The organism is Sphingomonas metalli (assembly GCF_014641735.1).
Taxonomy (GTDB): Bacteria; Pseudomonadota; Alphaproteobacteria; order Sphingomonadales; family Sphingomonadaceae; genus Sphingomonas; species Sphingomonas metalli.
This window is the reverse complement of the sequence record NZ_BMIH01000001.1, coordinates 1,130,001-1,147,808: the sequence shown is the minus strand read 5'-3', so window position 1 is coordinate 1,147,808 and position 17,808 is coordinate 1,130,001. Positions and strand designations below refer to the sequence as shown.

Sequence of the window (17,808 nt, the reverse complement as noted above, 5' to 3'; positions counted from 1 at the left end):
GACACGATCAAGTGCACGCATCGATGGTAATGGCGAGGTCTGGCAGGATGCGGCACGACCGCTTTTGAGGCTTAGATGGCTCACGTTTGAATAGTATGCGAGGGTTGGTCGCCGTCCATCGAGACCCTTGTCGCCTACTATCATGTCGGTTTGAATACGCGCTGGACAGTCGAGGCGCCCTCGGCGACCTGCAACTCGAAGTGGCTCCGTGCGCGGTTCGAGTGCCCCCGCTCGCGTTCCGGCGTGACGGCGAGCTCGAAGCCTGCCGGATCGAGCCAACGGGTCTCACCCTGGCTCACTACGGGTATGACCGAGTAGCGCCCCCGCCGGCCATCGGTGCCGGTGAGTCTCGCTGCGACAACACGCGGTGCCGGTTCTGCGCGCGCCGCGCGCGGCAGGCTCTGCTGCCAGGCTAGGAATAGCTGTGGATCGATCCTGCTCTCGGCGTCAGGCGCGTCCAGCTCATCCGCCAGCCACGCGTCGAACTCGGCGCGTCGGGCAGTGGCCGATTCGCGCGTCGGCGCGAGGCCTTGCGCGATGCAGAAGGCGACGAATGGGTCATGTGTGCCGATCCGGAGCAGCTCGCGCGCCCAGAAGCCGAACCACGGCAACCCGGTGGTCGCCTTCCATTCGGCCAGGCTCGGGATGGCGTAGGCGTCAGCCGCGCCGTCCGACCAGGCCTGCGCGACCACGGCGCCAATCGCCACGCCGAGGCGGAAATCAAGGTTGTCACCCACAAAGCGTTGCCAGGAGCGCAGGTCCTCGGGTGCAGGCGCCCGGACGTGTGGTTCGTTCATCCACCATGCGAGCACATCGGCCCAATCGTCGAGCAGCGCCTGATCACCCGCCGTCTGCCGAACCCGGAAGCCGAAACCGCGGTCCCCTTGGAGCAGCGAGCCGATCTCCTCAAAAACGTCGATGCGCGCCTGCGCATCCGCGTCCCCGTAGCCTGCCGCCGCCTCGATCAGCTCGCGTATCCGTCCGGCGACGGCCTCGAAGCGCCTGCCGATCAGCGGAGTGAAGCCGTAGTGGTAGAGTCGACGTCGCTCGTTTGAATCGGGATAGAGGTGGTCGACCACACCCGCGCCGCGACGGACGAAGGCGGCCTCCAGCCAGGCCTCCCGCTCGGCCGCGACGCTGGTGAAGCTGCGGGACCAGAGGCCGGCGAGCAGCTCCTCGGCCTGGGCCCGGGTCATAGCGGCCTCCGCGATCCGCGCCGCCTCCTCGATAGCCGTCAGCAGCACACCGTCGAGTTCGTCCATGGCGTCGCCGAGCCTCGCCCGCCCATCGCTCGCGCCGGTCCCCGCCCTGTCGCTGACCTCGGCGGGCGCGGTTCGCTCGAGCCAATCGATGAATGCGTCCGGCTGGATGCCCAGGAGCCGGCTCGCCTGATCCCAGATCCGTTCGAGCAGCAGCGCCAGCGGCCCGTCGACGGCGTCCGCGTCGCGCTCCTCTCTGATCAGCGTCTGCCGCATGTCGTCGTAGTCGCGCGCGCGGTCGCGCATCTGGCGGTTCTGCTCGCGCAGCTTTCCGGCTGCCCTAGTCGCGACCGCGGTTGGAAGGGCGATGAGCGTCATGCCCTCGATGCCGCGAGACGCGCCGGGGCGGCCCGCACGGCCGGCGAGGTTGCGGAACTCGGCCGACGAGAACGGCGCGACGATCGGCGCCTCGGCTACGGGGTCCCACGAGCGACGCTTCAACGACGTCAGAAAGATGAGGTCGAACGGGAGGTTGACTCCCTCCGTCAGCGTCGCGGTGGCGACCGTGATCGGGCAGATCCGCCGCTCGATCATCTCGACCATTAGCCGCCGAAGCCTCTGCGGCATCTGGCCATGGTTGGTCGCTATGCCTCGCTCCAAGAGGAAGAGTTCGAAGGAGTCGTCGCCGCAATAGTCGCGGCAGGCGGCACGCGCCTCTTCGAAGCGCTCGCCCAGATGGCCATCCGGAGCTTCGAAACCGACGACCGCGCTCCAGGCGGGCAGCTCGAGTGCCTCCTTATACCAGCGCATGGTCCGCTCGGGTTCCTGCGCGACCGAGATGAGGATCCGCTGGTCCTCCTCGGCGAGGTGCAGCGCGGTCCATAGGACGTTGAGGCAGTTGAAACGGTTCAGGCTGTCGCGCCACGTCGCTCTGAGGTCGGGCATGGGCGCGTAGCGCAGTGGCAGGAAGACGGGATCCTCCTCGCCGCGGAGATAGAGCGGCCGTCCGTTCATGAGGTCCAGCAGGATGCGCCCTGAGCTGCCGGGCGACGCCTCCAGGACCCCGATCACCTGTCGGGTGCTGCGGTAGCGGACGCCGACCGCCTCCGCCCCGCGGCGTCCCTCGATCCACTTAGCTACCGGGCCCGCCGCCCCACCGGCGACCGCTGTCAGCGCAATACGCACTACCTCGGGACGCTCCGACAGGATCCGGGATACCAGCGCTTCCAGCCGTAACGCCCGGTTGCTGTGCTCGGAGAAGCTCACGTTGGTCGACTCGCCAGCTTCGGGAACGACCTGGTGCGCCTCGTCCACGACGAGCAGCGCCATGCGCCCTGTGACGAGCGGCCCCAAGTATCGCAGGAGCGCGTCCGCCTTCTCGACGGTCACGATCAGGACCACAGGCTGCTCGCTGGTGAGCCAGTAGTCGGTGATCCCCCAGTCGGATCCGCCATAGAGTCCCGTGACGATCGCATGTCCGCGCAGCTCCGCGGAGAGCTTCGCCTCGACTTCGCCGGCGAGCGCGCGGGACGGCACGATATAGAGGGCGAGTGGGCCGAGCAGGTTCGCCGGCTCGCGGAGCAGCAGCTCCTTGATGATCGCTAGGTTCGCGACGAGCGTCTTGCCGGAAGGCGCGCGCATGATGCAGCATGTAATCGGCATCGGCACCATCCACCAGATCGACCGGAAACTGGATCAGCAGGTGCATCGCCGACGACTTCGCCTTGGGGACGAACGCCCCCTCGATGTGTCGGTCGAACAGCGCCCGCAGATTCAGCCCGGTCGTGGTATTGGGGGGCTCGTCGTTCACGGCGCGGGACTGACCCGTCTGGTCGAGACGCTTGCCGTGTTTCTCGGCCCGGGCCAATCCGGCGCGGTCAACGTTTTTGATTCGGGCGGCACCGGCGACGCCGGCCACTTCGTTTTTCATGGTTCCTCAGAGGGCCGCACCCACGCGCGGCAGAAAAAGAAGAACATGCTCTTCTTTTTTCGATGCTCGAAAAAAGGCATGTCAGGGGAGCACCCCTGAACCCCCGAAACGGCCCTGCGCTGAAACGCTGCGGGCCGTGGCTTTCCCGTCCGCGGGAAAGTCGAAGGGAAAGAAGGGCAGCGGAAAACCGCCCCGCCGCCATAGCGACGACGGGGCGGGTTTTGCGGATCAGCCGCGGCTGTCACCGCCGACGTCCGCCTGACCGGCGTCGTCGTTCGTAACGAGCGGCATCTCCACCTGACCTCCTTCAGGGTGGTCGGTGTAGATGACCGGCGGCTGCTCCGGACCATCGGCGTCGACATCGGCGACCGACTGGCCTGCCGACGCGCTGCTGGCGTCGATAGCGACATCGCCGACCTGACGGTTGTCGTCGTCGCCAACGGACGCACGGTCCGCAACTGGCACAGACGGCATGATCGCCGCCGAACCGTTGTCCGACGTCCCCGGCCTCAGCGCCCTGAGCAGCGCATCTCGCTCCTCCAGCCGCACGGTGGCGACTTCCTCGCGGCGCCGCGCGTCGGCCAGCGCCTGCTCGAGTTCCGCGATCCTGGCCAGCGCCGCGTCGCGCTGCGCTTCCGCGGCCGTCCAGTGGTCGAGCAGGCCGTTGACCTCGGCCTGCGCCTCATCGGCGCGGTGCTCGGCGTCGGTGATGCGGAGCGTCGCTACGCGATTGAGATCGCCGCCGACGCCGCGCACCGCGCGCAGGAAGCTGCTCATGGCTTCGGCCGCGAAACGATCGACCGTCTCCCGGAACTCCGCCTGGACGTGCGGCGGCACCTCCATGACCGGCGCGTCGTTCTCAGCGGCACGCCGCTGCTTCCAGTCGCGCACCTTCCTGTAGAACTCGCCGCTGGGCTTGATGTCGAGCGCCTTCGCGGCATCGTAGGGGACCAGTTCCGCGGGCGTGCACCCGCGCTCCTCGACCAGATGGTCGAGCTTCTTGTCGAGGCCCGGCTGCCGGACCCAGTCACTGCTCTTCTTCATGTTGCCGAACTCGCTGCTCGCGAGCCGGGCCATCCTGCGAGACCTTCGACACCTGCGATATCGCAGGTGTCGAAGGTTCATGGTGTTGCGGATGGTATCCGGCCGCTCATCGTCGTCAGCGCGCGGTCGCCATGCGGCGGCCGGGTGCGGTTAGCCAACGAAGGCGGTTACGGTGCGGCCCAGCCCTGCGGCGGGCGGCGAAGGTGCCGGAGGGTTCGCGATCCCGTGACGGTCGCCAAGCTTCGCGTGGAGACGGCGCATTGCCGCACCACCAGCGCGACGATAACCGCGAGGAACGCGGCGACCACCGACGCCAAGCGCCGGATCGCACCCGGGCCGCCAAGACGGCGCCGGATCTGCCACTCGACAGAGCATGCCGCCACCGCGAGCAGTTCGCCGATCATCTCCCAGACCGAGATACCTTCAATGGCCGCCATCGCGGCAGCCTCCTCGTCGGACAAGGCGGGATTATCGGTCACGGGGTTTAGTATAGGAGCGAGGCCGTCTCTCGCCAAACAACCTTTCAACTTCTTCGACCGTAGTGACCAGGCGCATTGGCATCAGGCCTTCTTCCTTGATGCACAACCCACGGCAGAGCCGGTGCGCGACCGCTCCGATACCGCGAGCAGGCGGACAGGTGCGGGCTGCAGGTGGTCGGTGACGACCGTCAGTGCCGCGACCATGACTTCCAGTCGCCGGGCGAGGATGGCAGCGCCCCCCTTCATGAACCAGGCCTTGGAGTATTTGCGCGGGCCGGTCCCCTCCCGTGCGTGCCCCATGATGTCGTCGACGACGAGCTGCTTCGTCTCCGACGCCTCCAGTGCGCTGCCGCCCGTTGTCCGGAGCGAGTGGAGGTCGGCACGCTTGCCATCCGACGTGCGGGGCAGAGGAAGAACCCCGTCCACGTGGTCGAGCTGATATCGTCCTGCGGACGCGTAGAAGCGCTTGCCGCCGACGTTGGTCAGGCCTTCCTGATAGAGTTCGGGGAAGGCTCCGACGTGTCCCGCCGCCTCCACCGCCTCGATATAGCCGCGCAGGTTGAGGCGAAGAAGCTCGGGATGCAGCGGCACCATGCGCCGTCGCGACGGACGCTTCAGGCCGGACGGGCGGGTGCCGTCCTTGCTCTTGGTCATGTTCTCCACGATTGCCACGAACGGGGTTTCCACGTCGAACACGAAGTCCTCGCACTCGACCCCGCATGCTTCTTCGCGCGAAAGGATGCCGTAGGACAGCAGCAGCGGCACCCAATAGGCCGCATCGTGCCAGACGAACGGGATCGGGATCGGGCTTGAGCCGGCGCCCGCATCCGCCACCGCCGGTGTAGATCGTCGATGAGAACAAAGCACGCAGGTGCGCGTCGGTCCAGGGCATGCGGTCCGGATCGTCGGGATTGTCGACCGGCGTGGCACTGGCGAACCCAGCGAAGTCGACCACCGGGTCCTTGCCGTAGCGCGGCTTCCACGCCGTCTTCATCAGCTCGCGACCGAAGCGGCTGAGCGTCGTCAGATCGCGGTTGACCGTGCGGTCGTCGCGCCTGGTGCCGCCCTTCTTCTCCACCTCCGCCATAACCTCGTCGAAGGGGCGGCTCATGTTGCCCTTCTCGAAGGTGCCCCAGCGGAATTCGGTCGGCAGCTTCCGCAGCGTCGCCGCGAACAGCCGCGCATCCCCGGGACCGTAGTCGCACAGGCGCTTGTTTCCGGTGATCCACGCGAAGCCGCGGATCACACGACCGCGCTGCGCGACATCCTCGTTCCAGTCGCCGGACGCCTGGATGTCGGCGATCGTATCGTCGACGACGTCGGTCAGACGGCGGGTGTCGGTCATGAGAAACGGTGTCGTGATTTCCGACACGTCGCGCGCCGGCGAGCTCGCCGCCGTGCGGATGCGGGTGACCAGCGTGTCGTCCAGCAGCGCCGACACAGGATCACCGCCGGCTACCACCTCCGGGTGGTCGCTCAGCGCCATGCGCGCCTGTGCTTCGGCCCGCCCCAACAGCAGCTGCACACCTGCGTCACCGACGACCCTGTCGCTAAGCGGCGCGCCAAGGTTCCTCAGTACGTCGTGCGCCATTTTGCCGCTCACCCGGTGGGGAGCGCAGGACTTCAACATCAGAACGACGGCGCGCCGATCCTGCTCGGAGAAGTCCGGTGTATGCTCTTCGAGCAGCGCGACGGGAAGGTCGTCGGCACCTGCGGCCAGACGCGCGGCGATACGATACGTGGCCGCAAAGATGCGGCTGGTGCGGTGATCCACGCCGGCTTGCGCGTCGTATCGCGCCGCGGCCGCTACGCCGAGCTCATCGTTGAGGCCGTGTCGGAATACCGCCACCGCCTCGCTCGCGGTCATGTAGCCGCGCTCCATCTGCTGGATCATCACGCTCGTCGTCTCCCACCGGACCGACAAACATGCGGCGAGGCGACGTGCCTCGGCAGGGTCAGCGGTCCCCAATGCGATGGTTATAGGACGGCTAACCAGATTCCGGAGGTAAACCCTGCGGCGGTAGTGATACCGCGCCCCGCGTCGGCACAAATAGCTGGTCGTTGCCACACTCGATCCCCGGCGGCGTGCCGACGCGAGCCTGTGATGCGAGGGGACGTTCATAGGCTGGTGCACCGCTTGGTGCTACAGCCCGGTGCCTCGCAGGCGCGGCCGGACGCACGCGATGGCGGATTTCTGTGGGTTCGGCGCGAATGTGGAGCGGGTGAAGGGAATCGAACCCTCGTCGTAAGCTTGGGAAGCTTCTGCTCTACCATTGAGCTACACCCGCGCGACGGTGTGCGGGGGCGATGCCACAGCTGTGGCCGGCGGTCAACGGACGGCGGTGGTGCCCGGCTGGAGGAAGCCGACGATCTGGTCGGCGATGATCGCGAGCTGGTGGGTCACCGCCGCGTCGTCGCAGCTGCCGTCCGCCTCGAAGCGGGTGGAGCGGCTGTTGATCGCGGCGGCGAAGGGGGTGGGCCAGCCGCGCAGCGCGTGGGCGATCGAGCGAAGGGCGGCGATGGTGCTGCCGGTCGCCTGCCAGCCATAGGCGGTGGCGATCAGCCCGACCGGCATGCCGGACAGATAGGGCCGCTGGTCGCGCGCGGTCTCCTCGATCAGATCGAGCGCGTTCTTGACGAGGCCGGAGATCGAGCCGTGATAGCCGGGCGAGGCGATCACTACGGCGCGGGCGGCGCGGATGGCGGCGACGAACTCGGCCTCTTCGGGCGTGCGGTCATGCGCGCCGGGCACGTAGAGTGGCAGGCGGGCGAGTGCGGCGCCGTCGAACAGGCGGGTGGCATAGCCATGGCCCGCAACCGCGCCGAGCACCGCGGCGAGTGCGCGCTCGGTCGAGGAGCCGGGCAGGGTGGTGCCGCCGATGCCGACGATCAGCCCGTGTCCCCCCGAAATTCCCGACGTATCGCCCGATGCCATCCGCCAACCCCTCCTGATGCCGCGCTTCGCCTATCCGTACCGGGCGGCAAGGACAATGACGTCCACCGCCCATGCGCCCGTCAGGACGGGCGGCGGGGCTTGGTCGGGCGGGCACTGTAGCTGGCGCGCGGGGCGTTGGGACGGCCGCTCGGCCGACCCCCGCCGCCACCACCGCCATGGGCCCGGCGGGGCGCGCCGCGGCCGGCATCCTGGGCCGGCGGGCCGTTGGAGGGGGTGATGGTCACGCCGCTCTCGTCATTCTCGGCCGCGGCGGTGCGCTGCACGGCGGAGGCGAATTTGCCGGCGACGGCGCGCGGGATCTGGACGAAGGTCTCGGCCGGACCGATGCGGATCGCCCCGATCTCGTCGCGGGTCACATGGCCGCGGCGGCAGATCAGCGGCAGCAGCCAGCGCGGATCGGCATTCTGGCGGCGACCGATGTCGAGGCGGAACCAGACGACATCGTCGAATCCGTCGCGGCGGACCGGCTCGCGGCGCGCGGGTTCGGCCTCGCTCAGCTCCTCGGGCGCGGGCATGCCGGCGCGCATGGCGCGGACGAGCAAGGCGGCGATCTCGGCCGGCTCCTTCGTCTCGAGCAGGCGGGCGCCGAGCGCGCGATCGTCCTCGTCGAGCTCGACCGGCTCGTTGATGCGGGCGAGCAGCCGCTCGCGATCGGCAGTGCGGATCTCCTCGGCGGAGGGGACCGGCCGCCACTCGACCGCGATCCGGGCCATGCGGAGCATCGATTCGACGCGGCGGCGGCGCGGATAGGGAACGACGAGCACCGCCGTGCCCTTGCGCCCGGCGCGACCGGTACGACCCGAGCGGTGCTGGAGCGTCTCCGCATCGCGCGGCAGCTCGACATGGACGACGAGGCTGAGGCCCGGCAGGTCGATGCCGCGCGCGGCGACGTCGGTCGCGACGCAGACCCGGGCGCGGCCGTCGCGCAGCGCCTGGAGCGCATGGTTGCGCTCCGACTGCGAATGTTCGCCCGACAGGGCGACGGCGGCGAAGCCGCGCTCGACGAGGCTCGCGTGGAGGTGGCGGACATTGTCGCGCGTCGCGCAGAACAGGATCGCGGTCTCCGCCTCGTGGAAGCGGAGGAGGTTCACCACCGCATGCTCGATGTCGGAGGGCGAGACGGCGACCGCCTGATAGTCGATGTCGCCATGGCCGCGCGTCTCGCTGACCGTGGAGATGCGGAGCGCGTCGCGCTGATAGGCCTTGGCGAGCGCGACGATCGGGCGGGGCAGGGTGGCTGAGAATAGGAGCGTGCGGCGACCGTCGGCGGTCGCGTCGAGCAGCTGCTCCAGATCCTCGCGGAAGCCCATGTCGAGCATCTCGTCCGCCTCGTCGAGCACGGCGACGGCGAGCGCGGAGAGGTCGAGCGCGCCGCGTTCGAGATGGTCGCGGAGGCGGCCCGGCGTGCCGACGACGATGTGCGCGCCCGAATGGAGCGCGCGCCGCTCGCGCACCGCATCCATGCCGCCGACACAGGTCGTCACGCGCGCGCCGGCATAGAGCCAGGCGAGCTCGCGGCTGACCTGGAGCGCCAGCTCGCGCGTGGGCGCGATCACCAGCGCGAGCGGCTTGCCGGGGGCGGGCAGCCTGCCGTCGGCAAGCAGCTGGTCGGCCATGGCAAGGCCGAACGCCACCGTCTTGCCCGAGCCGGTCTGGGCGGAGACGAGCAGGTCGCGGCCCACCGCCTCCTCGGCGATGACCGAGGACTGGACGGGAGTGAGCGTGTCGTAACCGCGGGCGGCGAGCGCCTCGGCGAGCGAAGGAGGAAGCGTGTCGGGCAGCATGGAGAAACCTAAATGGGAACGGCGCGGGCCCGCCGCCAGTCGGGGCGGCAGAGCGGGCGGCTTATGTCAGATTGCCTGCCCCGTAGCCCAACCGCTCGCCCAGGCCCACTGGAAATTGTATCCGCCCAGCCAGCCGGTCACGTCGACCGCCTCGCCGATGACGTGGAGGCCCGGAACTTTCCGCGCTTCGAAGGTCTTCTGGGACAGTTCGGCCGTGCTGACGCCGCCGACCGTCACCTCCGCCTTGGCATGGCCCTCGGTGCCGCTGGGGCGGAAGGACCAGCGGGACAGCCGCTCCTGCGCCGTCCGCAGCGCCTTGTCGGGCAGGTTGCCGAGATCGCCCGACAGGCCGAGTCGCGCCGCCAGCGCCTCGGCAAGGCGATCGGGCAGGTCGAGGACGCGGCGCAGTGTCGCGCGCGGCTGGGCGCGCTTGGCGGCGAGCAGCCAGTCGGCGCCGCGGCCGGGGGCGAAGTCGATCGCCACCGCGTCGCCATGCCGCCAGTAGGAGGAGGCCTGAAGGATGGCGGGGCCGGACAGGCCGCGATGGGTGAAGAGCGCCGCCTCGCGGAAGCCGGGGCCGGCGGGCGGGTGCGCGATCACCTCGGTCGCGACGCCCGACAGTTCGCGGAACAGCGCCTCGTCGGGGCCGAGCGTCAAGGGGACGAGCGCGGGGCGCGGCTCGACCAGCTTGAGGCCGAAGCGGCGGGCGAGGCGGAAGGCATAGTCGGTCGCGCCGAGCTTGGGGATGGACGGGCCGCCGGTGGCGAGGACGAGGCGGGGCGCGCGGACGGTGCGGCCGGGCACTGCGAGGGTGAAGGCGGTGCCGTCATGCTCCACCTCGCCGCCCGCACCGAAGGCGAGGTCGACCGCGCCCTTCTCGCACTCCGCCATCAGCATCGCGACGATCTGCCGCGCGCTGCCGTCGCAGAAGAGCTGGCCGAGCGTCTTCTCGTGCCAGGCGATGCCATAGGCCTCGACCAGGGCGAGGAAGTCGGCGGGAGTGAAGCGACCGAGGGCCGAGCGGGCGAAATGCGGGTTGGCGGATATGTAGCGGTCGGGCGCGGTGTGAGTATTGGTGAAGTTGCAGCGGCCGCCGCCCGAGATGACGATCTTCGCGCCCGGATGCGGATTATGGTCGACCAACAGCACGCGCCGGCCGCGCTGCCCCGCGACGCCCGCGCACATCAGGCCGGCGGCGCCTGCGCCGAGGATGATCGCGTCGTGGGTCATGGTTCGGGGCGGGGTACGCGAAATCCTGTGGAGAGGACAGGGACGACCGACCTGGGACTGGTTTCGATCAGCTCTGACACCCCGTTCGTGCTGCGCGCAGTCGAAGCACCTTGTGGAGAGCTGCCCTTCGACTGGGCTCAGGGCGAACGGACATTGGCAAAGCTGAATGCTTTCCACGGTATAAGACGAGCCGCAGCCTCCCTTTACCGTCCACCCCGGCGAAGGCCGGGGTCCAGGTGGGTGGAGTGTCGCGAGCTGCAATTCCTGTTGCCCAACTGGACCCCGGCCTTCGCCGGGGTGGACAGAATTGCGGTGTCCGGCGGAAGCATTTGTGGAGCGTTGGATGCCGGGACGAGCCCGGCATGACGGTAACGGCCGTCACGCCCGGGGCGCCGCCTCTCCACCATGGCCTTCGGCCATGGTCCCCCTCCCCGCGGAGCGGGGAGGATCTTTTAGTGGAGCTTGGCGATCGACAGGCCGTCTTCCTTGGCCCGCTGCTTCACCGATTCCTCGCTGCGGGTCAGGACCTTGGCGATCGCCTTGAGCGCCATGCCCTTCCTGGCGAGCTGGTGCAGCTTCTGGATCTCGTCGGGCTTCCAGGGCTGGCGGTGGCGTTCGAACTTCTCGGCCATCAGCGATTCTCCACGGAAAGGACGGTGATCGCGTCGGCGCGGCCCTGGAAGTCGGCAGTGTCGCCGGGGCCGGTGCCGATCAGCGCGCGGGCGAGCGGGGCGGCATAGTCGATGCGGGCCTCCGCATCCGCCTCGTCATGGCCGGTGATGGTGATGGTTCGCTCGGTGCCGCCGAGGCGGAAGGTGACGCGGCTGCCGATGCCGACCTCGTCCGGGTCCTGCGGCAGCGCCACGACCTCTGCGGTAGCGGCGCGGGTGTGCCAGTAGCGCAGCTGGCGGGCGAGCGCCTCGCGCTCCGCCTCCGGCGCAGCGTCGACCGCCGCCTCCAGCTCCGCGACGCGGGCGGCGATTAGCGCGGGGCCGGCGGCGGTGACCAGATTGGGGCCGGGCGGGATCGGCAGCTCGAACCGCGGTTCCCGATGTTCCTCGTCGCTCTCGCGGCGGAAGGCGACGCTCATATCCTTCTCTCCATCGGGGGGAGATAGGGCCGATGACCGACCCGCGCTAGCGCGTGCCAGCGAGATAGCGGGCGAGCGGGTCGATCATCTCCTCCGGGATGCGGCGGGCGATGACGGGCATCACCGCCTGATCCTTGCGCGCGTCGACCACCTCCTTCTCCCCCCGCCACTGGCGCAGGCGCTGGGCGATGTAGCTGGCGCGCTGGCCGGCGAGGACCGGATAGGGCTTGGACGAGGTGTGGCAGCTGGCGCAGGCGGGCAGCTGCCGGTCGGGCAGGCCGCGCTCGACGATCAGGCGGGCGGCGGGGATATTGGCGGGAGCGGTACTGCCGAGACCGGGCATCGCCGCGAAGTGCGCGGCGAGGCGGCGCATCTCCTCGGGGCGGAGCGCGGCGGCGGCATTGCCCATCACCGCGCTGTGGCGGCGGCCGGTGGCATAGCCCTGCAGGCTGGCGAGCAGATAGGCGGGGCGCTGGCCGCCGAGGATCGGGATGTCGGGCTGGCCGCGACCCTGTCCGTCGGCGCCGTGGCAGCCGGCGCAGCCCGCCAGCACGCCGTCCTGCACCCCGCGCGGGCCGGTGGTGCCCGCGCCCGCCGCCGCGCCGACCAGCGCGTCATAGCGCGCGACCGACATGGTCGGCAACGCGCGGACGAAGGCGACCATGCGGCGGATCTCGTCGGGCCGGTCGCGCGCGGGCCAGGCGGGCATGCCGCTGAACTTCACGCCATGGTCGAGGATCCAGTAGAGCTGGCGATCGGTCCATTGTTTCGCGTTGACCGCGAGATCGGGCGCGGGCGGGGTCGCGGCCTGCATCACCGGCGAGGGGCGGCGGCCGGGCGTGCCGTGGCAGGCGGCGCAGGCGCCGGCGAAATGGCCGGCGGCGCTGACCAGGTCCTGATCGGCGCGCGCGTCCTTGGGCGAATCGAAGGCGCTGCGCGTCTTGACCGAGTTGCGCATGACCCAGTGGAGGAACCAGTCGGTGATCGGCCAGTGGCCGCTGGAGGCGGCGACATTGAACAGTCCCGACCAGGCATAGAGCATGCCCGCGGCGAACAGGCCGAACAGGGTCAGGATCGCACGTTTCCAGGTGATGCGGATCGTCATGCGCGCGCCTCCCCGTCGCGAAGCAGCGTCGCGAGCATCGCGAGGCCGCCGATCAGATAGCTCGCTGCGCCGACCATCAGCATCACCACGCCGCCCAGTTGCTGGTCCTCCATGCCATGGCCGTGCGCATAGAGCGGTCTGGGCGCGAGGCCGATCAGCGCGCCGAGCAGGGTCATGTGCATCGAGGTAAGGAGCAGCGCGCCCACCCCGCTCGCGCGCCTGTCGGGTCCCGTGGCGAGGACCGAGGACCACAGGAGGAGGCCGGCGGCGAGGAACATCGCCTGCTCCACCACCAGCCACGCGCCGCCGGCATCGGCGAGCGCGCGGGCGGCGGGAAGGTGCCAGCCCCACACCACCGCCAGCTCGACCAGCATCGCGGGCATCGGCCGGGCGAGCCGGGGCAGGCGGCGGGCGGGGTCGAGCGCACCGCCTTCCAGCCCCCAGGCGACGAGCGGCGCGGCGACCGCGACGGCGAGCATGTGCCCGGCCATATGCCCGGTCATCCCGCCCATCGCCGCCGCCGCCCAGCCGGCGGGGAAGAGGGCGAGGCCGGCGAGGAGCGCGGGGCGCTTCATCGGCAGTCCGTCAGGAACACGACCGGGGTCGCGGTGAAGATCACGCCGACGAAGCTGAGGCCCGCCAGCAGCAGAGTCGATTTGGCGATGAAGCGCAGCCGGTCGACGCGGGTGCCCGACTCGTGCGGCGGCTCGTCGCCCGGCGTCGCCTGCTGGACATAGGCGATCGCGCCGGCGGCGAGGATGACGAGCAGCGCCAGCACCGTGCCCACCGCGAACAGCGTGGGGAAGCGGGCGAACTGCCCGACCTTGGCGCAGTTGAGCGCCGCCCAGAGATAGGAGAAGAGGAAATGCGCCGCCCAGACCGAGGGCGGGACGATCAGCGTCCAGAGCGAGACGCGCAGCGAGCGGATGCGCTCGGTCAGCCTCTCCTTCATGCCGATGCCTCCGGAAACAGGCCGATCGTCGCATAGGTGACGAGGGCGGTGAACAGGAGGAAGTGCAGGAAGACGGAGATGTTCCGGATCTCGGCGTCATATTCGGGGGTCATCCGGCCCGCCAGGCTGCGCGCGAGCGTGTAGGACTGACAGATCGCGCCGACGCCCGCATGGGCGACCGTCCAGATCGCCAGCGTCCAGACGATCGCCGGATAGGAGTGCTGGGCCGGGTCCATGCCCGCCAGCCACGGTCCGGCCAGACCGGCGGGGATGCTGGCGAGCGTCGCGGCGATGCCCAGCGCGAGCATCAGCCGGGTCGCGGCGACCTGTCCGCGCGCATGTACCTCCCGCGCGCCGATCGTCAGCGCCCAGCTGACCGCGGTCAGCCCCAGCGCGATCATCGGCCATTGCACTCCCGGGTCGGGCAGGGCCGCGGGCGGGAACTCCGGATGAACGGTCCAGAAGAAGTAATAGCCGAAGACGAGGCCCGAAAAGGCGGTCGCGTCCGCGAGCATGGTGATGAACATCGCCCACCAGCCCGGCGCCGAGGGACCCGACAGATAGAGCGGCACCGTCAGCCCGTGGCCGATCGGCTTCTCGCGCTTTTCGGGGATCTCGGCGGTGCCGGTCCACAGCCAGTAGAGGACGCAGGCGAGCGTCGCCACCGCGCCGACCAGCGCGACGGTGTAGAGGTGATAGGTGGTGAGGATGAAGACGCTGCCGAGCGCGACGGCGGTGATCATCGGCACGACGCTGGGCGTGCCGAGCCGCGCGACCGCGATCGGCCGGGCGTCGATCACCGAGGTGATGATCGTCTCGCGCCGGCCCTCCTCGGCATCGGGGAGGAAGAAGCGACCTTGGTCGACCTTTTCGACGAAGCCGGGCTGATCCCAGATCGGATAGCGCGATTCGATGAGGGGAACCGAGCGGATGCCCCAGTTCTCGTCCTCCGGATGGGCGAGCCATTCGAGCGTGCCGGCATTCCACGGGTTGCGCGGCGCCTTCTGCCGCCAGGGCGAGCGGGCGAGGTCCAAGCAGATCAGCGCCACGCCGCTCGCGAACAGATAGGCGCCGATCGTTGAGGCGAGGTTGAGCCCGCCGATGCCGAGCTCCGCCGGATAGGTGAAGACGCGACGCGGCATCCCGTCCAGTCCCGAGAAGTGCATCGGGAAGAAGGCGAGGTTGGCGCCGGTGAACAGGATCCAGAAGGCGGTGCGGCCGAGCCGGTCGGACAGGCGCTTGCCGGTGATGAGCGGCCAGTAATAGTAGAGACCGCCGAACAGCGGCAGCAGCGTGCCGCCGATCAGCACGTAATGCAGATGCGCGACGATGAAATAGGTGTCGTGCGCCTGCCAGTCGAACGGCGCGACCGCGACCATCACCCCGGTCAGCCCGCCGATGGTGAAGATGGCGAGGCTGCCGACCGCGTAGAGAAGCGGGGTCGACCATTTCACCTTGCCCGCCCAGAGCGTCGCGATGAAGGCGAAGACCTGCACGCCGGTGGGGATGGCGACGGCTTCGGAGGCGGCGGAGAAGAAGGCGAGGCTGATCTTGGGCAGGCCGGTCGCGAACATGTGGTGGACCCACAGGCCGAACGACAGGAAGGCGGTGCCGACCGCAGCCAGCACGATCCACGGATAGCCGAGCAGGTGGCGCTGCGCGAAGGTGGGGATCAGCATCGCGAACAGCGCGATCGAGGGCAGGAAGACGATATAGACTTCCGGGTGGCCGAAGATCCAGAACAGGTGCTGCCAGAGGAGCGGATCGCCGCCCTTGGCCGCGTCGAAGAAGGGCCAGCCGAGCAGCCGCTCCATCTCGAACAACAGGTCGCCCGCGATCAGCGGCGGGAAGGCGAAGAGGATCATCACCGCCACGACCAATATGTACCAGGCATAGAGCGGCATCAGGTTGAGCCGCATCCCCGGCGGGCGGCATTTGAGCACGCCGACGATCAGCTCGACCGCGGCGGCGACCGACGACACCTCGATGAAGGACAGGCCGAGCATCCAAATGTCCGCGCCCAGCCCCGACAGGTCGGTGCGGGTGGTCAGCGGCGGGTACATGAACCAGCCGCCATCGGGCGCGGCGTCGAAGAAGATCGAGCCGGAAACGAACACCCCGCCGATCAGGAACGACCAGTAGCCGAAGGCCGACAGGCGCGGAAAGGGCAGGTCGCGCGCGCCGAGCAGCTGCGGCAGGAGGATGATCGACACCGCCTCGAACATCGGCACGGCGAAGAGGAACATCATCATCGAGCCGTGGAGCGTGAACAGCTGGTTGAAGCTGTTGGCGGAGACGAGGTCGTTCTCCGGCACCGCCAGCTGGGTGCGCATGATGAGCGCCAGCACGCCCGCGAACAGCACGAAGCCGAAGGCGGTCAGCGTGTACCACACGCCGACCCGGTTGTTGTTCACATCGGTCCAGCGCAGGAACAGCCCCGAGGGCGGCTGCCACACCGCGCGCAGCCGGTCCTCCTGCGCGGCGCGGACGGCGGGATCGTTCTGGTCGGTGCGATCCTCGGCCGCGGGACCGGCGGGCAGGGCGGCGGGCGGGATCATTTCAGGCCTTCCAGATAGGCGGCGATCGCCTGCGCGTCGGCGTCGGACAGATGGGTATAGGCGGGCATCCGCACCCCGGGCTTCACGCCGGGCGCGTTGCGGATGAAGCGGGTGAGCGCCGCGCGGGTCATCGGCAGCGTGCCGGCGCCGATCGCGGTGCGGCTGCCGATATGGCTGAGATCGGGCCCGATCATGCTGGCGGCATCGGTGCCGGCGATCGCATGGCAACCGGTGCAGCCATTGGCGGCGAACAGCTGCGCGCCGCGCCTGGCCGGCCCGGTGGCGGGCGCAGGCGCGGGGCGGCGCTGGCCGGCGAGCCAGGCGTCGAAGGCGGCCGGCTCCATCGCGACCACGTCGAACGCCATCAGCGCATGGCTCAGCCCGCAGAACTCGGTGCAGACGCCGCGATAGCGCCCCGGCTTTTCGGGCCGGGCGACCAGCGTGTTGGTGCGGCCGGGGATCATGTCCATCTTGCCCGCGAGGCCGGGGATCCAGAAGCTGTGGACGATGTCGCCGCCCGACAGCTTGAACTCGACGGTGCGGCCGACCGGCACGCGGATCTCGTTGGCGGTGACCACCGGCGGCTGGCCGGGCGGGCGGTAGGTAACGCGCCACCAGAATTGCTCGCCCTCCACCCCGATGCGCAGGTCGGCCGCGCCGACCGGGGCGGGGCGCATCAGCGGCAGCGACGCGGCGAGCAGGGTGAAGAGCAGGATCGTCGGGCCGATCGCGCCGAGCCACAGCACCAGCCGCATGCCCTGCGGCAGAGTCAGCCGACCGCCCGGCGTGCGGATCGCATGCTGCATCAGCAGCGCGACGCCGCCAGCGATGATGACTGCGCCGATCAGCAGGACGATGGTGAGAGTGCGGACCTGGTCCGCCTCGACGCCGAAGGGGGCGAGCGCGGACTGGTGCCGGTTGCAGCCGGCCAGCAGGATCGCGCCGATGACCGCGCAACGCGCGCGGCCGATCCTATGCACCCGGCACGCGCGAGCGGCACTTCGCTGACATTGATGTTAGCACAGACCCCCTTTCATGCTATGCGATCGACCATGCCGGCCGTACCGCACGCCTTTCCCATCGCCGTCGATGCAGATGACATCGATTTCATGGGCCATGTGAACAACGCCAGTTATCTGAAGTGGGTCCAAGAGGCCGTGATCAGCCACTGGCAGAAGCTCGCTCCGGCCGAGGCGGTGGCCCAGCATCTGTGGGTCGCGCTGCGCCACGAGATCACCTATCGCAAGCCCGCCTTTCTCGACGACGAGGTGATCGCGACGGTGATCCTCGAGAAGGTGCAGGGCGCGCGCGCCTTTTACGAGACGGTGATCCGCCGCGGCGAGGAGGTGCTGGCCGAGGTGAAGTCGAGCTGGTGCTGCCTCGATGCCGAAACCCACCGGCCGGCGCGACTGGCGCGCAGCGTGATCGAGCGCTTCTTCTAGGGCCTGCTTCCTTCGCGAAAACGTCGCCCCGGCGCAGGC

Annotated in this window: 16 protein-coding genes, 1 tRNA gene and 1 pseudogene; 2 read left to right on the top strand and 16 right to left on the bottom strand. The window is 69.5% G+C overall.

What is annotated here, in order from left to right:
* Nucleotides 1-140 precede the first annotated feature (140 nt).
* Complete coding sequence (locus IEX18_RS05660; RefSeq protein ID WP_229664385.1) at nt 141-2,840, bottom strand: DEAD/DEAH box helicase; 2,700 nt, start codon at nt 2,838-2,840, stop codon at nt 141-143.
* On the opposite strand from IEX18_RS05660, the gene IEX18_RS05655 reads away from it, so the two are divergent.
* Nucleotides 2,839-3,228, top strand: coding sequence for a hypothetical protein (locus IEX18_RS05655; RefSeq protein WP_188657671.1), 390 nt, complete (start codon nt 2,839-2,841; stop codon nt 3,226-3,228). The genes IEX18_RS05660 and IEX18_RS05655 overlap by 2 nt on opposite strands.
* Nucleotides 3,229-3,357: 129 nt before the next feature.
* Here the strand turns inward: IEX18_RS05655 and IEX18_RS05650 are convergent, their stop codons facing one another.
* From IEX18_RS05650 to IEX18_RS05585, 15 genes and pseudogenes are all read right to left on the bottom strand, one after another.
* Nucleotides 3,358-4,206 (bottom strand): nucleotide exchange factor GrpE, encoded by an 849-nt coding sequence (locus tag IEX18_RS05650; protein WP_188657670.1) that lies wholly within the window; start codon nt 4,204-4,206, stop codon nt 3,358-3,360.
* 134 nt (nt 4,207-4,340) lie between these two features.
* The gene (locus IEX18_RS05645) at nt 4,341-4,652 is read right to left on the bottom strand and encodes a hypothetical protein (protein WP_188657669.1); all 312 of its coding nucleotides are present in this window, start codon (nt 4,650-4,652) and stop codon (nt 4,341-4,343) included.
* A gap of 81 nt (nt 4,653-4,733) precedes the next feature.
* On the bottom strand, nt 4,734-5,486 hold the full coding sequence (locus tag IEX18_RS05640) for a site-specific integrase (protein ID WP_188657668.1): 753 nt from the start codon (nt 5,484-5,486) through the stop codon (nt 4,734-4,736).
* Between the two features lie 1,081 nt (nt 5,487-6,567).
* Nucleotides 6,568-6,774: pseudogene (locus IEX18_RS18845) on the bottom strand (DUF6538 domain-containing protein); the annotation flags it as partial.
* 92 nt (nt 6,775-6,866) lie between these two features.
* Nucleotides 6,867-6,940: transfer RNA gene (locus IEX18_RS05635), tRNA-Gly, on the bottom strand.
* A gap of 41 nt (nt 6,941-6,981) precedes the next feature.
* Nucleotides 6,982-7,587 carry an NADPH-dependent FMN reductase gene (locus IEX18_RS05630; RefSeq protein ID WP_188657667.1) on the bottom strand — a complete coding sequence of 202 codons (606 nt, stop codon included), beginning with the start codon at nt 7,585-7,587 and terminating at the stop codon, nt 6,982-6,984.
* Between the two features lie 80 nt (nt 7,588-7,667).
* Nucleotides 7,668-9,392, bottom strand: coding sequence for a DEAD/DEAH box helicase (locus IEX18_RS05625; protein ID WP_188657666.1), 1,725 nt, complete (start codon nt 9,390-9,392; stop codon nt 7,668-7,670).
* A gap of 66 nt (nt 9,393-9,458) precedes the next feature.
* Nucleotides 9,459-10,622: a BaiN/RdsA family NAD(P)/FAD-dependent oxidoreductase gene (locus IEX18_RS05620; protein WP_188657665.1), complete on the bottom strand. Its 1,164-nt coding sequence runs from the start codon at nt 10,620-10,622 to the stop codon at nt 9,459-9,461.
* 452 nt (nt 10,623-11,074) lie between these two features.
* Nucleotides 11,075-11,254 (bottom strand): hypothetical protein, encoded by a 180-nt coding sequence (locus IEX18_RS05615; RefSeq protein WP_188657664.1) that lies wholly within the window; start codon nt 11,252-11,254, stop codon nt 11,075-11,077.
* The gene (locus tag IEX18_RS05610) at nt 11,254-11,712 is read right to left on the bottom strand and encodes a GreA/GreB family elongation factor (RefSeq protein ID WP_188657663.1); all 459 of its coding nucleotides are present in this window, start codon (nt 11,710-11,712) and stop codon (nt 11,254-11,256) included. Before IEX18_RS05610 ends, IEX18_RS05615 begins: the two co-directional genes overlap by 1 nt.
* 46 nt (nt 11,713-11,758) lie before the next feature.
* Nucleotides 11,759-12,817, bottom strand: coding sequence for a c-type cytochrome (locus IEX18_RS05605; RefSeq protein ID WP_188657662.1), 1,059 nt, complete (start codon nt 12,815-12,817; stop codon nt 11,759-11,761).
* A complete protein-coding gene (locus tag IEX18_RS05600; RefSeq protein WP_188657661.1) occupies nt 12,814-13,392 on the bottom strand; it encodes a cytochrome c oxidase assembly protein in 579 nt (192 codons plus the stop codon). The genes IEX18_RS05605 and IEX18_RS05600 overlap by 4 nt, the downstream gene beginning before the upstream one ends.
* Nucleotides 13,389-13,769, bottom strand: a complete 381-nt coding sequence (locus IEX18_RS05595) for a hypothetical protein (protein WP_188657660.1) — start codon at nt 13,767-13,769, stop codon at nt 13,389-13,391. The genes IEX18_RS05600 and IEX18_RS05595 overlap by 4 nt, the downstream gene beginning before the upstream one ends.
* On the bottom strand, nt 13,766-16,327 hold the full coding sequence (gene ctaD, locus IEX18_RS05590; protein WP_188657659.1) for a cytochrome c oxidase subunit I: 2,562 nt from the start codon (nt 16,325-16,327) through the stop codon (nt 13,766-13,768). Before ctaD ends, IEX18_RS05595 begins: the two co-directional genes overlap by 4 nt.
* A complete protein-coding gene (locus tag IEX18_RS05585) occupies nt 16,324-17,307 on the bottom strand; it encodes a cytochrome c oxidase subunit II (RefSeq protein WP_229664384.1) in 984 nt (327 codons plus the stop codon). The genes ctaD and IEX18_RS05585 overlap by 4 nt, the downstream gene beginning before the upstream one ends.
* 72 nt (nt 17,308-17,379) lie before the next feature.
* Between IEX18_RS05585 and IEX18_RS05580 the strand changes: the two genes are divergently transcribed.
* Nucleotides 17,380-17,769, top strand: coding sequence for an acyl-CoA thioesterase (locus IEX18_RS05580; RefSeq protein WP_188657658.1), 390 nt, complete (start codon nt 17,380-17,382; stop codon nt 17,767-17,769).
* Nucleotides 17,770-17,808: the final 39 nt, after the last annotated feature.

Coding starts and splice junctions, on each gene's coding strand:
- IEX18_RS05655 (WP_188657671.1), top strand. CDS start 2,839: ATGATGCAGCATGTAATCGGCATCGGCACCATCCACCAGATCGACCGG.
- IEX18_RS05660 (WP_229664385.1), bottom strand. CDS start 2,840: ATGCGCGCGCCTTCCGGCAAGACGCTCGTCGCGAACCTAGCGATCATC.
- IEX18_RS05650 (WP_188657670.1), bottom strand. CDS start 4,206: ATGGCCCGGCTCGCGAGCAGCGAGTTCGGCAACATGAAGAAGAGCAGT.
- IEX18_RS05630 (WP_188657667.1), bottom strand. CDS start 7,587: ATGGCATCGGGCGATACGTCGGGAATTTCGGGGGGACACGGGCTGATC.
- IEX18_RS05625 (WP_188657666.1), bottom strand. CDS start 9,392: ATGCTGCCCGACACGCTTCCTCCTTCGCTCGCCGAGGCGCTCGCCGCC.
- IEX18_RS05620 (WP_188657665.1), bottom strand. CDS start 10,622: ATGACCCACGACGCGATCATCCTCGGCGCAGGCGCCGCCGGCCTGATG.
- IEX18_RS05615 (WP_188657664.1), bottom strand. CDS start 11,254: ATGGCCGAGAAGTTCGAACGCCACCGCCAGCCCTGGAAGCCCGACGAG.
- IEX18_RS05610 (WP_188657663.1), bottom strand. CDS start 11,712: ATGAGCGTCGCCTTCCGCCGCGAGAGCGACGAGGAACATCGGGAACCG.
- IEX18_RS05605 (WP_188657662.1), bottom strand. CDS start 12,817: ATGACGATCCGCATCACCTGGAAACGTGCGATCCTGACCCTGTTCGGC.
- IEX18_RS05600 (WP_188657661.1), bottom strand. CDS start 13,392: ATGAAGCGCCCCGCGCTCCTCGCCGGCCTCGCCCTCTTCCCCGCCGGC.
- IEX18_RS05595 (WP_188657660.1), bottom strand. CDS start 13,769: ATGAAGGAGAGGCTGACCGAGCGCATCCGCTCGCTGCGCGTCTCGCTC.
- ctaD (WP_188657659.1), bottom strand. CDS start 16,327: ATGATCCCGCCCGCCGCCCTGCCCGCCGGTCCCGCGGCCGAGGATCGC.
- IEX18_RS05580 (WP_188657658.1), top strand. CDS start 17,380: ATGCCGGCCGTACCGCACGCCTTTCCCATCGCCGTCGATGCAGATGAC.